The following is a 13,857-nucleotide window of genomic DNA, read 5'->3' on the forward strand; positions in this document are numbered from 1 at the left end:
TTTTGATCTTCAGTCCTTCATGCCCTGGAAATGCTCGAGCATTCTCTGGGCATCCGGCACCACGCCGCTGAACAGCTCGAATGCCTTCACCGCCTGAAACACCGCCATGTTGCCGCCGTCCAGCGTCCGGCAGCCGAGGGCGCGGGCGTTGCGCAGCAGTTCGGTTTCCAGCGGGAAGTAAACGATCTCCGCCACCCACAACTCGGCTCGAAGTAACTCGACCGGCACCGGCATGCCCGGCAGTTTTTTCATGCCCATCGGCGTGGTGTTGACCAGGCCGTCAGCCTGGGCCAAGGCACTTGGCAGGTCAGACCCGGCCACCGCCAGAGCGACACCGAAATGCTGGTTGAGGTTGTCGGCCAGGTCCTGGGCGCGGCGGATGTCCACGTCAAAAATGCTCAGTTGCTGTACGCCCTCGCTCAACAAGGCGTGGGCCACCGCCGCCCCTGCACCGCCGGCGCCCATCTGTACGACACGTTCAACGGCAACGCCTTTCAGACCTCGTCGAAAGCCCTCGGCAAAGCCCAGGCAATCGGTGTTGTGGCCGATGCGTTTGCCATCTTTGAGCACCACCGTGTTGACCGCACCGATACCGCGGGCCTCCGGCGAGAGTTCGTCCAGCAGCGGGATGATTGCCTGTTTGCAGGGAAAGGTGATGTTCAAACCGGTGAAGTTCATGCGCTCGGCGGCCATCAACAGGTCGGGCAAGGCGTTGCTGTCGAGCTTCAACTGATCAAGATCAATCAGACGATAGAGGTAGCGCAGCCCTTGGGCATCACCTTCATGCTCGTGCAAGGCCGGTGTGCGGGAAGCCTGGATGCCGGCGCCGATCAGCCCGGCCAGTACCACGTTGTTCTGAGTCACGGCGATCACCCCTTCAAACGATGACTGAAGTGTTCCAGCGCCAGGCGATAGCCGTGACTGCCGAAGCCGGCCATCACCGCCGTTGCAATAGCGGATACGAACGAGTGGTGGCGGAAGGTCTCGCGGGCGTGCACGTTGGACAGGTGGACTTCGATGACCGGCAGCTCGCTGGCGACCAGGGCGTCGCGGATGGCGACCGAGGTGTGAGTCCACGCGGCGGGATTGATGACGATCCCGGCGCAGCGACCGCGGGCCGCGTGAATCCAGTCGAGCAGTTCGCCCTCATGGTTGGTCTGGCGAAACTCCACCGCCAGGCCGAACTCTTCGGCGGCGCGTCCGCACAGGGACGAAATGTCTGCCAGGGTTTCGTGACCGTAAGTCGCCGGTTCGCGGGTGCCGAGCAGGTTCAGGTTCGGGCCGTTGAGCACCAGAACGATAGGGGACATCGGAATCTCTCCACTTTTTATTGTTGGAATCGGCCAAGGTTCTCGGCCTGTGGAGATAAATTGTACTAACTAGTTAATTTGGTCAATTGAAGAGGCGGCACACTGGCGGTTTGTGGGCGATGATCGGACACTTTCTGTGTTCAGCGCGGCAAATGTTCCACCAGAAAATCAATGAACGCCCTCAAGCGCAGCGGTACATGTCGACTTTGCGGGTACAGCAGGGTGAAAGGTCGCGAGCGCCCGCCATAGGGCTTGAGCACTTCCACCAGTGAGCCGTCGGCCAGTTCCTTTTCCACGATAAAACGATAGGTCTGAAACAACCCTGCCCCGTGTTTGGCCAGCGTCACCCCGCCCAATACATCATCGGAACAACTGAGGTTGCCCTCGGCCAGAATCTCCCGGGGCACGCCTTCATCGTTGAACAACCAGGCAATGCGTCGGCCGCTGCTGGGTAACTCGTATTGAATGCATTCGTGGTGTTCGAGGTCGTCGAGGGTTTGCGGAATGCCAGCCTGTTTCAGGTAATCAGGGCTGGCGATCAGCACCAGGGCGGCATCTTCCAGCTGTCGGGCGATCAGACCGGAATCCGGGATGGCTCGCACGCGAATCGCCATGTCGTAGCCTTCGCCAACGAAATCGATGTTGCGATTGCTGATATGCGACTCGACTTTCACCGCGGGATAGCGCGCCCGAAATTCGGGCAGCAGCGGCAGGATTCGATGATGCGCGTAGGTGGTCGGAATACTGATGCGCAAAGTACCGGACGGCACTTGCTGCTGGCCCATGACCTCGCGCTGGGCCTCGACCAGTTGTGCGAGGGCCTGGCGACATTCTTCGTAATAACGGCGACCACTGTCAGTGAGTTTCACGCTGCGCGTGGTGCGCGCGAACAGTCGCACGCCCAGGCGTTCTTCCATGCGTGACACCGATCGGCTCACGGCAGCGGGCGTGACACCTGCCACCAGCGCCGCGGCAGTAAAACTGCCAGCCTCGGCGGCCAGGCAAAACAGCTCGATGCTGCCCAACTGAAGATCGTCGAATTGTCGCTGCATGATTGATTACACCGGGGATCAGATGAAGACGCTGGATCAGTATTTATCAGGTGCCAGCGCTGTAAAGAAAGGATTTCTTACCAATTCGCGCGGTATTACGCAGGTCGGGGAAGCACCAGAACGCTAGCCTGAGGACGGGAGAAATGATTCGGCTTCCAATGCCAGCGGTCGGATTTTCAAGGGAATGCCGGATCCTCGGATTCAAAAACCTAACGGATGGGTTAGCATGAAGGTATGCAGTTTCAAAGGACTGTCGGTAGTGATCATGTTGCGAGACGAGCATTGTCCGCCTCATGCGCATGTGGAAGCGGGTACGTGGAGTGCAAGATTCAGGTTCAGCTTTTGGCACAACGGTGTCGAGCTCTGGGATGTCGTTCCGCTTTCGCGTCGGCCACCATTGGCGGTGCTTGAGGGTTTGCGCCAATCGCTCAAGCAACCCGCCCATTTGCGACGCGCCCGCGGCATCTGGTGGCGAAAACTACAAACGGCCTGTCTTGATAATCAACTGTGGGACTGGCAAAGCAACGAAGTCGTTGTGGTGAAACGGGTTGCCAGTACGACCAATATGATTGGATCGGCTTGCTATGTACCTGAATCGAACAAGACATTGCTGTCCTTGATCGGTGCACAGGAAAGTGTGGAGATCGAGTTATGAAAACGATAAAAGCCAAGGTTCAGGCCGATAATCCCGTAACGGAAAGTAGCCTGGACAAGGCCATCGAACGGGGTGAGTCACGTAGAAAAAACAGCCTGCAAGCGACAGCGGTTACCTACCTGGCTCCCTGTCTGGCCCCTTGTCTGGCCATCAGCTTCGAAGACGGCAGCGGCGTATTGTTGCCCGTGGCCAACTATCCGGAGTTCGATGATTTTGAGCGGGAGGACTACGCCAGCCTGACTGTTGGCTATGCGGGGACTGCACTGTGCCATGAAGGCAAGGACCTGCATGTGTCTATCGCCGGGATGATTTCTGCGAGCAAGCCGCTGATGACCATGGCGGCCTCGGTGGTCGCTTCACGCAATGGTCGCCAGAGCAGCGCCGCAAAGTCTGAAGCCGCGCGGGCCAACGGCAGGAAAGGCGGGCGCCCGCGCAAGGTCGATGTTGTCATGTAAGCGCCCACAAAAAAGCCGTCGTGAAGACGGCTTTTTTGTGCCTGGCAGATGCCATCAACGCCGGGTCAGCATCACCCCGGATTCCATGTGATGGGTCCACGGGAACTGGTCGAACATCGCACACCGGCTGATGCGGTGGGTGTCGTGCAGTTGGGCGATGTTGGCTGCCAGGGTCTGCGGATTGCAGGAGATGTACAGGATGTTGTCGAAGCGCCGGGTCAGCTCGCAGGTGTCCGGGTCCATGCCGGCGCGGGGCGGGTCGACGAACACGCTGCCGAACTCGTAGCTCTTGAGGTCGATGCCGTGCAGGCGGCGGAACGGACGCACTTCGTTCAGGGCTTCGGTCAGCTCTTCGGCGGACAAGCGCACCAGGGTGACGTTATCCACAGCGTTTTCGCTGAGATTGCTCAGCGCCGCGTTGACCGAGGTCTTGCTGATTTCGGTGGCGAGCACTTTGCGTACGCGGGTGGCGAGGGGCAGGGTGAAGTTGCCGTTGCCGCAATACAGCTCCAGCAAGTCATCGGAGCGATCCCCGAGCGCATCGTATGCCCAGTTGAGCATCTTCTGGTTCACCGTACCGTTGGGCTGGGTGAACGCGCCTTCCGGCTGGCGGTAGCTGAAGGTGCGACCGCCGACGTCCAGTTGCTCGACCACGTAATCGTGACCGATGACTTCGCGCTTGCCCTTGGAGCGACCGATGATGCTGACGTTCAGGTCCGTCGCCAGTTTCGAAGCCGCCGCATGCCAGTGCTCGTCCAGCGGGCGGTGATAGCACAGGGTGATCATCGCGTCGCCGGCCAGCGTGGTCAGGAACTCCACCTGGAACAGCTTGTGGCTCAGGGCCGCACTGGCTTGCCACGCGGCCTTGAGCTGCGGCATCAACTGGTTGATGCGCAGGCTGGCAATCGGGAACTCTTCGATCAGGATGGGCGTACGTTTGTCTTCCTGGGAAAACATCGCGTAATGCCGCTCGCCGGCCTCACGCCACAGGCGGAACTCGGCGCGCAGGCGGAAGTTTTTCAGCGGCGAATCGAAAACGGCCGGCTCGGGTGCATCGAACGGGGCCAGAAGGTCACGCAAACGCGTGACCTTCTCTTCGAGTTGAACGGCATAGGCCTGGGAATCAAAAGTCATGCGTTGAACCAACCCAGCTTGATCACGAACAGAATCGACAGGATCACCAGCGCCGGGTTCAGCTCACGGCCACGACCGGACATCAGCTTGATGGCGGTCCAGGAAATGAAACCGAAGGCGATGCCATTGGCGATGGAGTAAGTGAACGGCATCGCCAGCGCGGTGATCACCACCGGCGCGGCGACGGTAATGTCGTCCCAGTCTATTTCGGCCAGGCCGGATGTCATCAGCACGGCGACGAACAGCAGGGCCGGGGCGGTGGCGAAGGCCGGAACGCTGGCGGCCAGTGGCGAGAAGAACAGCGCCAGCAGGAACAGGAACGCCACCACGATGGCGGTCAAGCCAGTGCGGCCGCCGGCACTCACGCCAGCGGCGGATTCGATGTAGCTGGTGGTGGTCGAAGTGCCCAGCAGGGAACCGGCCATGGCGGCGGTACTGTCGGCGATCAGCGCGCGGCCCATTTTCGGCATGTGACCGTCTTTGCGCATCAGACCGGCGCGCTTGGCGACGCCGATCAAAGTACCGGAGTTATCGAACAGGTCGACGAACAGGAAGGCGAAGATCACGCTGACCAGACCGATGTCCAGTGCGCCCTTGATGTCCAGTTGCAGGAAGGTCGGTGCCAGGGACGGTGGCATCGACATCACGCCGCCGAACGGGGTGAAACCCATCACGATCGAAACGATGGTCACCACCAGAATGCCGATCAGCACCGCACCGCGCACGGCAAGGGCCTCAAGCGCTACGATCAGGGCAAAACCGAGGGTGGCGAGGATCGGAGCCGGTTGTTTCAGGTCGCCGAGGCCGACCATGGTCGCCTGGTTGCTGACCACGATACCGGCGTTGTGCAGGGCGATCAGCGCCAGGAACAGGCCGATGCCGGCAGCAATGGCCGAACGCAGTGGCAACGGGATGCTGTTGATGATCCATTCACGGATGCGGAAGATCGACAGCAGGAAGAAACACACTGCCGAGATGAATACCGCGCCGAGCGCCACTTGCCAGGTATGGCCCATGTGCAGGACCACGGTGTAGGTAAAGAAGGCGTTCAGGCCCATGCCCGGCGCGAGGGCGATCGGGTAGTTGGCGATCAGGCCCATGGTCGTCGAGCCGATGGCAGCTGCCAGACAGGTGGCGACAAACACCGCGCCCTTGTCCATGCCGGTCTCGCCGAGGATGCTCGGGTTGACGAACAGAATGTAGGCCATGGCCAAAAAGGTCGTGACGCCCGCCAGAATCTCGGTCCGCACGTTGGTGTTGTGTGCCTTGAGTTGAAACAGCCTTTCCAGCATGTCTGCTCCCCGTGGCGCGCCGGGCGCCGTGAATGTATCGACCTCAACAGCAAAGCACAGGCAGCAGAACGCGCCTGGAAATTACTGTGGGCCGGAAAAAGCCGCGCATCATACCAGTAGCTTGGGAATATGGCTGCTTATGGCGGTGATCGTCGTCGATGTTTTGCGACAAAGCCAAGTGCGCCATACTGCGCGCTGGTTTTTCGGGGTGGAAAGGACTGCATGAAAAGGCGCCTGGTTAGCGTGTTCGGCGTATTGATGGCGTTGCTTCTCGGGGCGCAAACGGCCACGGCGGCATCGGCCCCGCCATTGAGTCAATTGAAAGTGCTCAAAGTCGCGTCGCCGTCCTGTGGCGTTGAAAATATCGACGAAGGGCAAACCCGCACGCGCTGCGATCACAATGGCCCGAACATCACGGTGTACGTGCTGGAAGTAGGTTACGGGCGTGAGGCCCATGTCGCCCTGGACGGTTTTGAAGTGAATGGCACCCGCACACCGGTCTGCGCGTTCAAGAGCGGCAACCTGACCAGTTGCACCCCCGGGGAAAAAACCGTCGGCTATTTGTATGCACTCGATCTGGCGGGCAAGCAGGAAGGCACATTGACCTTCAGCAATACCTCGATCAATGCGCCCGGCAATACGATGTCGACGCAGCTTTACATCCAGTAGCCACATGTCTCGAACAAGGCGCGGGAAAGCTGACTACGCTTAAAAGATCATTCCGTGGACAGTACCTGATGACCTTTAGAGCCTTGATTGCCCTCGCCGAGGGCACCGATGACCTGCAGACCGTGACCCTGATCGACGTACTGCGCCGCGCCAAAATAGAAGTGGTGGTGGCCAGTATCGAAGGGCGGCGCATGCTCACTTGCGCCCGCGGCACTCGGCTGACGTCCGATGCCATGCTGGTGGACTTGCTGGCGCAGCCTTTCGACCTGATTGCCTTGCCGGGTGGCGCTGTGGGGGCACAGCACTTGGCAGCCCACCAACCCCTGCAACAATTGATCAAGGATCAGGCGGCAGCCGGTCGCCTGTTCGCCGGCATCGCCGAAGCGCCCGCCGTGGCGCTGCAAGCCTTTGGCGTTTTGCGTCAACGGCGCATGACCTGTCTGCCATCGGCCAGCCATCAACTGTTGGGTTGTAACTTCGTCGATCAACCGGTAGTGGTCGATGGCAACTGCATCACCGCCCAGGGCTCGGCTGGCGCATTGGCATTTGCCCTGGCCCTGGTGGAACAACTCTGTGGAAAAGCCACACGTGCGGCGGTGGCGGGGGAGTTGTTGGTGTAGCCCGCTTAGACTTTCGCCGCTTGCTTCTCTTCATCTTTAGCCACGTGCATGCGATCGCGGCTGGCCAGGGTCGGGAATAGTTTGACCCACACCCCGGTCACCACCAGCGTGCCGATCCCGCCCATGACCACGGCTGGCACGGTGCCGAACCAGTGGGCAGTCAGGCCCGATTCGAATTCGCCCAACTGGTTCGAGGCACCGATGAACAGACCGTTCACGGCGCTGACCCGGCCGCGCATTTCGTCCGGGGTTTCCAGTTGAACGAACGAGGCACGGATCACCATGCTGATCATGTCTGCCGCGCCCAACACCACCAACACCGCCAGGGAAAACCAGAACGAGGTCGACAGGCCGAACGCGATGGTTGCCACGCCGAAGATGCCCACGGCGGTGAACATCACCCGCCCGACGTTGCGCTCCACGGCAAACCGCGCCAGGAACAGCGACATCAGCAGCGCACCGACTGCCGGTGCCGAGCGCAACAGGCCCAGCCCCCACGGGCCGGTCAGGAGGATGTCCTTGGCGAACACCGGCAGCAGTGCCGTGGCACCCCCCAATAGCACCGCGAACAGATCGAGGGAGATCGCCCCGAGAATGTCCGGACGACTGCGGATGAAGCGGATGCCCGCGAGCAGTGAATCCAGTGTGGCCTTGCCCTTGTTCAGCGGCGTCTGCCGGGCTGGCAGGTTGAGCATCAGCGAACAGGCGATGACATACAGCAGCACCGTCGGGCCATACACCCAGACACTGCCGAAGGCGTAGAGCAAACCGCCGAGGGCCGGGGCGACGATGGTGGCTGATTGCTGGGCCGATTGTGCGGCGGCCACTGCCCGGGGAAACAGCGCGCTGGGTACGATGCTTGGCAGCAAGGCCTGGGTGGTCGGCATTTCAAAGGAGCGCGCGGCTCCGAGCAGGAAGGCCAGGATAAAGATCATTTCCCGGGTGACATGGTCGGTGGCGCTGCCGATGGCCAGCGACAGGGCGATCAATGCCTGCAGGGACTGGCAGATCGCCGCGACCTTGCGCCGGTCATAGCGGTCGGCAACGTGCCCTGTGTGCAGCATGAACAGCACGCGCGGGGCGAACTCGACCAGGCCGACCAGACCCAGGTCGAGCACGTTGCCGGTCAATTGATACAAGTTCCAGCCGATGGCCACGGTGAGCATCTGGAAGCCGCTGGCGGTAAAGATCCGGGCCAGCCAGAACGCGAGAAAAGGGCGATGGTGACGTAACAGCAAGGGCTCTTGGCTGGGCATCTGCGGGGAAATCTGGGGAGAGGGGAACAGCGAGATTATCACCAACCTGTAACAAGAAGTTGCCATGACAAAAAATTTAGTTAGCCAGACATCGATTTTCCTGTGGGAGCGGCGGTGCGACGATTCGACAGGAAATGTATTTCAGCTCGTGACCAAGGCCATGAGGCAACTTGTCACGCGGCAATAGACCACGCGGTTCATCCCCGAAATTGGGACTACTCTTTCAACGTTGATTGATCCAGATCAAAACCCACAAATGGAATTGATCCGGCGGCCGCAAGGCCAGACTCCCTGCGTTGTGATGCGTGCAAAAAAAGAACAAACAGAGATTCGCCACACTCCATTTCCGTGGGGGCCGTGGGTGCAGGCTTCCAGCCAGCAGCCGTACTACCTGACAGAGGAAGACTTATGTTCGGTTTAGAGGCACTTGATCTCGCCCGAATCCAGTTCGCGTTCACCATCTCGTTCCACATCCTGTTTCCGGCCATCACCATCGGCCTGGCGAGTTACCTGGCGGTACTCGAAGGCCTGTGGCTGAAAACCCATAACGACACCTACCGTGACCTCTACCATTTCTGGTCGAAGATCTTTGCCGTCAACTTCGGCATGGGCGTGGTTTCCGGCCTGGTCATGGCCTATCAGTTCGGTACCAACTGGAGCCGCTTCTCGGACTTCGCCGGATCGGTTACCGGGCCGTTGCTGACCTATGAAGTGCTCACGGCGTTCTTCCTCGAGGCGGGGTTCCTGGGGGTCATGCTGTTTGGCTGGAACAAGGTCGGGCGTGGCCTGCACTTCTTCGCCACCGTGATGGTGGCCATCGGTACGTTGATCTCGACCTTCTGGATTCTCGCCTCCAACAGCTGGATGCAGACCCCGCAGGGCTTCGAGATCGTCAACGGGCAGGTCATACCCACCGACTGGTTGGCCGTTATCTTCAACCCGTCGTTTCCCTATCGCCTGATGCACATGGCCACGGCGGCGTTCGTAGCTACGGCCTTCTTCGTGGGTGCCTCCGCGGCCTGGCATTTGCTGCGCGGCAAGGACAACCCGGCGATCCGCAAAATGCTCTCGATGGCCATGTGGATGGCATTGATCGTTGCGCCGATCCAGGCGGTCATCGGCGACTTCCACGGCCTCAATACACTTGAGCATCAGCCGGCGAAAATCGCCGCGATCGAGGGGCACTGGGAAAACAAGGGTAACGAGGCGACTCCGCTGATCCTGTTCGGCTGGCCGGACATGAAGGAGGAAAAAACCAGGTTCGCCGTCGAGATCCCGTACCTGGGCAGCCTGATCCTCACGCACTCCCTGGACAAGCAAGTGCCGGCACTCAAGGAGTTCCCGCCTGAAGACCGGCCAAATTCGACCATTGTGTTCTGGTCGTTCCGGATCATGGTGGGCCTGGGCATGCTGATGATCTTCACCGGTTTGTGGAGCCTGTGGCTGCGCAAGCGCGACACCCTCTACACCTCGCGGCCGTTCCTGTACCTGGCGTTGTGGATGGGGCCGTCAGGCCTGATCGCGATCCTCGCCGGCTGGTTTACCACCGAAATCGGCCGTCAGCCGTGGGTGGTCTACGGCCTGATGCGCACGGCGGATGCGTCGTCCAACCATAGCGTCATGCAGATGAGCATCACCCTGATCCTGTTCGTCGTGGTGTATTTCGCGCTGTTTGGAGCCGGACTTGGCTACATGATGCGCCTGGTGCGCAAGGGGCCGAAGATCGACGAAGGCAAGGAAACCAACGACGGAGGCCCAGGCCAGAAACGCACACCGGCTCGTCCACTGTCCGCCGCCGACGACGATCACGCCGATGCCGGCCACAGCCTGACCAAGGAGATTTGAATCATGGGTATTGATCTTCCGCTGATCTGGGCCGTGATCATCATCTTCGGCATCATGATGTACGTGGTCATGGACGGCTTCGACCTGGGCATCGGCATTCTCTTCCCGTTCATTCCGGGCAAGACCGATCGCGATGTGATGATGAACACCGTCGCCCCGGTCTGGGACGGCAACGAGACCTGGCTGGTGTTGGGCGGCGCGGCGTTGTTCGGCGCGTTTCCGCTGGCCTATTCGGTGGTGCTCTCGGCGTTGTACCTGCCGCTGATCCTGATGTTGATCGGGCTGATCTTCCGCGGCGTAGCCTTCGAGTTCCGCTTCAAGGCCAGGGACGACAAGCGCCACCTGTGGGACAAGGCGTTCATCGGTGGCTCGATCACCGCGACGTTTTTCCAGGGCGTTGCGCTCGGTGCGTTCATCGATGGGCTGCCGGTGGTCAACCGGCAGTTCGCCGGTGGTTCACTGGACTGGCTGACACCGTTCACGATGTTCTGTGGCGCGGCGCTGGTGGTGGCCTATGCATTGCTCGGTTGCACCTGGCTGATCATGAAGACCGAAGGCAAGTTGCAGGAGCAGATGCATGACCTGGCACGGCCATTGGCCTTCGTACTGCTGGCGGTGATCGGCATCGTCAGCATCTGGACCCCGTTGGCCCACCCGGAAATCGCCGCACGCTGGTTCACCATGCCGAATCTGTTCTGGTTCATGCCGGTGCCGATTCTGGTGCTGGTGACGATGTACGGCCTGATCCGCGCCGTGGCCCGCAACGCGCATTACACGCCGTTCCTGTTGACCCTGGTGCTGATCTTCCTCGGTTACAGCGGGTTGGGCATCAGCCTGTGGCCGAACATCATCCCGCCGTCGATCTCGATCTGGGACGCCGCCGCGCCGCCGCAAAGTCAGGGTTTCATGCTGGTGGGCACGCTGTTCATCATCCCGTTCATCCTGGGCTACACCTTCTGGAGCTACTACGTGTTCCGCGGCAAGGTCACCCATGAAGACGGTTACCACTAGCCCTATAGAAAACCTGTGGGAGCGAGCTTGCTCGCGATGGCGTCGGAAGCGACGCCATCAATTTTGAAGAGGATTGACGTTATGGCCGCCAAACATTCCCTGCACGACATTGAAGAAGCCGAAAAAAAACCGCTGTGGCAGCGGCTCGGCTGGTTGGCCCTGATCTGGGTCGGCAGCGTGGGCGCCTTGTTCATCGTCGCCAGCCTGATGCGTCTGTTCATGAACGCGGCCGGTCTGACGACGCACTGACATCTCTCCCGCAGCCTCAAGGCGCGGATTTACAACCCTCCGACCGGAGGGTTTTTTTTGCCTGTTACTTGCGCGCCTTGAGGATCACGAATTTCGGATTGGCTGCTACTTGCTCGACGCCACGGAACAATCGCGCCAGCTTGCTGTGGTAACCCAGGTGACGATTGCCGACGATGTACAGCGCGCCGCCCACAACCAGCGCTTCGCGCGCTTGCTGGAACATCCGCCACGCCAGGAAGTCGCCCACGACCTGTTGCTGGTGAAACGGCGGATTGCACAGCACCACGTCAAGCGATTGCGGTTCCTGGCCGGCCAGGCCATCGCCGGCACGTACGATCACTTCCCGCTCACCCAACGCTGCGCGCCAGTTTTCGGCAGCCGATTGCACGGCCATGAACGATTCGTCCACCAGCGTGTAGTGGGCCTCAGGGTTTTGCAGGGCGCTGGCGATGGCCAGGACGCCGTTGCCGCAGCCGAGATCGGCAACCCGCGCCGAGCCAAGGTTTTTCGGCAGGTGTGGCAAAAACGCTCGGGTGCCGATGTCCAGGCCTTCGCGGCAAAACACATTGGCGTGGTTGAGCAGTTCGATAGCCGGTTCGTCGAGTCTGTACCGTGTCGGATAAGGCGACACAGCCGGGGGTTTGTCTTGCGCCGTGGCAATCAACAACCGCGCCTTCTTTACCGCCAGCGAGGCTTGTACGGGGCCGATGTAACGCTCCAGCAAATCGCCCGCTGCCCGAGGCAGGTGCTTGATCATGGCCGCGGCGACCACTTGGGCGCCGGGTGCCAGTTGGCCTTGCAGGCGGATCAGCTGCTCTTCCAGCAGTGCCAGGGTTTTCGGTACGCGGATCAGCACGCAGTCGAAGGGCCCGACGGGGGGCTCGCTGGCGGGGACGCTCGGTACCGCATCAAACGCCAGGCCGTTGCGCACCAGGTTCTTTTCAAGACCCTGCAAGGCCAGGAATGAATCACCGCTACTGACTACCCGCACCTTGCCCGTCAGGCTGGCCGCCAGGGCGCCGAAACTGTCGTTGAGCACCAATACCCGGGTATCGGCCGTCGGTTGCTGTTCGGCCAGATGGTTGAGCAGGTATTCATCAGCCGCATCGAAAGCTTGCAACGGTTCGTTCTGCTGTTCAGGCTGGCGGATCAGGTCGAGGCTGGCGAAAGGTGTTTCGAGCAAAGGCATGGGGCGGGGCTCTGGGTAATCAACGGATGTCCCGCTGCCCTCAGGCGTTGGTGCGGGCGGAGCCGTCCGAGTGTACTGCGTCGTGAAGGTTTACACGCCATCACTCAGGAGGGACCGCAAATGGTACGTTTTTTTTGTCTGGATTACCCGCAGGTTTTCCCGCGGTCGGGCGTTTTCAGATGACTTTGGCCCGGACCGCGGCCATGACTGCCGCCATCTTGTTGTTGACGCCGAGCTTTTCGATAGCCCTGTGCACATGAAAGTTGACCGTGCGTTCACTCAAATTGAGGATCCTGGCAATTTCATAGGCCGTCTTGCCATCGGCCGACAGTTTCAATACTTCGATTTCCCGCCGTGACAAGGGGGGCGCTTGAGTGCGAACCGGTTTTTTCGGTTGCATCCTGATCGCCAGGGCGTGCAGGTGGCGACTGATGAACACCGAGAATCCAAGATTCTCGTACAGCTCATAGGCTGAAATCGGGCAATGGCTTCGGGCCAGGCTGAGAATGCTGCGCAGGCCGGTTTCTTCATCGTGGATTGCTTGCGACCAGCCATGCGCCAAGCCTTGCTGTTGCAGCAGTTGCCATAACCACGGGGTTGCGCAGAAGAGCTCTTTGCTCCAGAGCACGGGTAGCATGGAGTGATTGCAATAGGCTGCTACTGGGTCAATCTTGCTGGCATTGCTTTGTTCATACTGTGTGTTCCAGTCGTGTGGATAGTTGTTCAGGTTGACGGGGCAGCAATCAGTGCGACTGTTGGCTGAAATGGTTGAAAAGGCACAAAATTTATATCCAAGGTTCCTGACGAAATTCAGTGATATTCGATAGGCCGTATGAATGTCCTGTGTTTGAGAAAGCAGTTGAAGCTGTGACTCCTTCCAGATTTCCATATACGGGGTTCTCCAACAGTATGTTTCGGAAGGTGCTGACTTTGGATCCGAGGTCCGACACGTGACGGAGTGTAGGACATGTCCGACAAGTGTGGTTCGACGATTTTGCTCTTTTAACTGCTGAAAAGTGTGTTCCGGGTTCTTAAGTCGTGCGTGAAATGTTAAATGCCATATGTCATTTTAAGTTGGCTGGTGTTTCTCGATTCGAATAATCAATAAGTTGCACATTCA

Annotated in this window: 15 protein-coding genes; 7 read left to right on the forward strand and 8 right to left on the reverse strand. The window is 59.8% G+C overall.

From position 1 onward, the window contains the following. Positions 1-9: 9 nt before the first annotated feature. The 3 genes from AC3WN7_RS03810 to AC3WN7_RS03820 form a co-directional block, all read right to left on the reverse strand. Complete coding sequence (locus AC3WN7_RS03810) at positions 10-864, reverse strand: shikimate dehydrogenase (RefSeq protein WP_102673699.1); 855 nt, start codon at positions 862-864, stop codon at positions 10-12. 5 nt (positions 865-869) lie between these two features. Beyond that, positions 870-1,310 carry a type II 3-dehydroquinate dehydratase gene (gene aroQ / locus AC3WN7_RS03815; protein WP_095965679.1) on the reverse strand — a complete coding sequence of 147 codons (441 nt, stop codon included), beginning with the start codon at positions 1,308-1,310 and terminating at the stop codon, positions 870-872. 140 nt (positions 1,311-1,450) lie between these two features. Continuing rightward, a complete protein-coding gene (locus AC3WN7_RS03820) occupies positions 1,451-2,362 on the reverse strand; it encodes a LysR family transcriptional regulator (protein ID WP_095965678.1) in 912 nt (303 codons plus the stop codon). A 226-nt stretch (positions 2,363-2,588) separates the two neighbouring features. On the opposite strand from AC3WN7_RS03820, the gene AC3WN7_RS03825 reads away from it, so the two are divergent. Beyond that, positions 2,589-3,017: a DUF4160 domain-containing protein gene (locus AC3WN7_RS03825; RefSeq protein ID WP_095965677.1), complete on the forward strand. Its 429-nt coding sequence runs from the start codon at positions 2,589-2,591 to the stop codon at positions 3,015-3,017. Beyond that, positions 3,014-3,472, forward strand: coding sequence for a DUF2442 domain-containing protein (locus AC3WN7_RS03830; protein WP_102673635.1), 459 nt, complete (start codon positions 3,014-3,016; stop codon positions 3,470-3,472). Before AC3WN7_RS03825 ends, AC3WN7_RS03830 begins: the two co-directional genes overlap by 4 nt. Positions 3,473-3,526: 54 nt before the next feature. Here AC3WN7_RS03830 and trmA read toward each other — a convergent pair whose 3' ends face one another. Both trmA and AC3WN7_RS03840 read right to left on the reverse strand, forming a co-directional pair. Continuing rightward, complete coding sequence (gene trmA, locus AC3WN7_RS03835; RefSeq protein WP_095965675.1) at positions 3,527-4,606, reverse strand: tRNA (uridine(54)-C5)-methyltransferase TrmA; 1,080 nt, start codon at positions 4,604-4,606, stop codon at positions 3,527-3,529. Next, positions 4,603-5,898, reverse strand: coding sequence for an NCS2 family permease (locus tag AC3WN7_RS03840; protein ID WP_102673634.1), 1,296 nt, complete (start codon positions 5,896-5,898; stop codon positions 4,603-4,605). The genes trmA and AC3WN7_RS03840 overlap by 4 nt, the downstream gene beginning before the upstream one ends. 222 nt (positions 5,899-6,120) lie before the next feature. Here AC3WN7_RS03840 and AC3WN7_RS03845 point away from each other — a divergent pair, with 222 nt between their 5' ends. Together AC3WN7_RS03845 and AC3WN7_RS03850 are read left to right on the forward strand one after the other, a co-directional pair. After that, positions 6,121-6,567 (forward strand): DUF4879 domain-containing protein, encoded by a 447-nt coding sequence (locus AC3WN7_RS03845; protein ID WP_102673633.1) that lies wholly within the window; start codon positions 6,121-6,123, stop codon positions 6,565-6,567. 68 nt (positions 6,568-6,635) lie between these two features. After that, complete coding sequence (locus tag AC3WN7_RS03850) at positions 6,636-7,187, forward strand: DJ-1 family glyoxalase III (protein ID WP_007975779.1); 552 nt, start codon at positions 6,636-6,638, stop codon at positions 7,185-7,187. Between the two features lie 5 nt (positions 7,188-7,192). Here the strand turns inward: AC3WN7_RS03850 and AC3WN7_RS03855 are convergent, their stop codons facing one another. Continuing rightward, positions 7,193-8,443 carry an MFS transporter gene (locus AC3WN7_RS03855; RefSeq protein ID WP_095965672.1) on the reverse strand — a complete coding sequence of 417 codons (1,251 nt, stop codon included), beginning with the start codon at positions 8,441-8,443 and terminating at the stop codon, positions 7,193-7,195. Positions 8,444-8,851: 408 nt separating this feature from the next. On the opposite strand from AC3WN7_RS03855, the gene AC3WN7_RS03860 reads away from it, so the two are divergent. The 3 genes from AC3WN7_RS03860 (at position 8,852) to AC3WN7_RS03870 (ending at position 11,548) form a co-directional block, all read left to right on the forward strand. Next, the gene (locus AC3WN7_RS03860; RefSeq protein WP_095965671.1) at positions 8,852-10,288 is read left to right on the forward strand and encodes a cytochrome ubiquinol oxidase subunit I; all 1,437 of its coding nucleotides are present in this window, start codon (positions 8,852-8,854) and stop codon (positions 10,286-10,288) included. Positions 10,289-10,291: 3 nt separating this feature from the next. Continuing rightward, positions 10,292-11,299, forward strand: a complete 1,008-nt coding sequence (gene cydB / locus AC3WN7_RS03865) for a cytochrome d ubiquinol oxidase subunit II (RefSeq protein ID WP_095965670.1) — start codon at positions 10,292-10,294, stop codon at positions 11,297-11,299. A gap of 81 nt (positions 11,300-11,380) precedes the next feature. After that, positions 11,381-11,548 carry a DUF2474 domain-containing protein gene (locus tag AC3WN7_RS03870; protein ID WP_007975773.1) on the forward strand — a complete coding sequence of 56 codons (168 nt, stop codon included), beginning with the start codon at positions 11,381-11,383 and terminating at the stop codon, positions 11,546-11,548. 64 nt (positions 11,549-11,612) lie between these two features. Here AC3WN7_RS03870 and AC3WN7_RS03875 read toward each other — a convergent pair whose 3' ends face one another. Continuing rightward, positions 11,613-12,737, reverse strand: a complete 1,125-nt coding sequence (locus AC3WN7_RS03875; protein WP_102673632.1) for a methyltransferase — start codon at positions 12,735-12,737, stop codon at positions 11,613-11,615. A gap of 175 nt (positions 12,738-12,912) precedes the next feature. Then, positions 12,913-13,626 carry a helix-turn-helix transcriptional regulator gene (locus AC3WN7_RS03880; RefSeq protein WP_102673631.1) on the reverse strand — a complete coding sequence of 238 codons (714 nt, stop codon included), beginning with the start codon at positions 13,624-13,626 and terminating at the stop codon, positions 12,913-12,915. Between the last annotated feature and the right edge of the window lie 231 nt (positions 13,627-13,857).

The sequence above is a fragment of the Pseudomonas sp. FW305-70 genome, assembly GCF_058783925.1.

Bases quoted from the DNA above. Each gene is read 5' to 3' on its own strand.
- aroQ (WP_095965679.1), bottom strand. From the start codon at position 1,310: ATGTCCCCTATCGTTCTGGTGCTCAACGGCCCGAACCTGAACCTGCTC.
- AC3WN7_RS03820 (WP_095965678.1), bottom strand. From the start codon at position 2,362: ATGCAGCGACAATTCGACGATCTTCAGTTGGGCAGCATCGAGCTGTTT.
- AC3WN7_RS03825 (WP_095965677.1), top strand. From the start codon at position 2,589: ATGAAGGTATGCAGTTTCAAAGGACTGTCGGTAGTGATCATGTTGCGA.
- AC3WN7_RS03830 (WP_102673635.1), top strand. From the start codon at position 3,014: ATGAAAACGATAAAAGCCAAGGTTCAGGCCGATAATCCCGTAACGGAA.
- trmA (WP_095965675.1), bottom strand. From the start codon at position 4,606: ATGACTTTTGATTCCCAGGCCTATGCCGTTCAACTCGAAGAGAAGGTC.
- AC3WN7_RS03840 (WP_102673634.1), bottom strand. From the start codon at position 5,898: ATGCTGGAAAGGCTGTTTCAACTCAAGGCACACAACACCAACGTGCGG.
- AC3WN7_RS03845 (WP_102673633.1), top strand. From the start codon at position 6,121: ATGAAAAGGCGCCTGGTTAGCGTGTTCGGCGTATTGATGGCGTTGCTT.
- AC3WN7_RS03850 (WP_007975779.1), top strand. From the start codon at position 6,636: ATGACCTTTAGAGCCTTGATTGCCCTCGCCGAGGGCACCGATGACCTG.
- AC3WN7_RS03855 (WP_095965672.1), bottom strand. From the start codon at position 8,443: ATGCCCAGCCAAGAGCCCTTGCTGTTACGTCACCATCGCCCTTTTCTC.
- AC3WN7_RS03860 (WP_095965671.1), top strand. From the start codon at position 8,852: ATGTTCGGTTTAGAGGCACTTGATCTCGCCCGAATCCAGTTCGCGTTC.
- cydB (WP_095965670.1), top strand. From the start codon at position 10,292: ATGGGTATTGATCTTCCGCTGATCTGGGCCGTGATCATCATCTTCGGC.
- AC3WN7_RS03870 (WP_007975773.1), top strand. From the start codon at position 11,381: ATGGCCGCCAAACATTCCCTGCACGACATTGAAGAAGCCGAAAAAAAA.
- AC3WN7_RS03875 (WP_102673632.1), bottom strand. From the start codon at position 12,737: ATGCCTTTGCTCGAAACACCTTTCGCCAGCCTCGACCTGATCCGCCAG.
- AC3WN7_RS03880 (WP_102673631.1), bottom strand. From the start codon at position 13,626: ATGGAAATCTGGAAGGAGTCACAGCTTCAACTGCTTTCTCAAACACAG.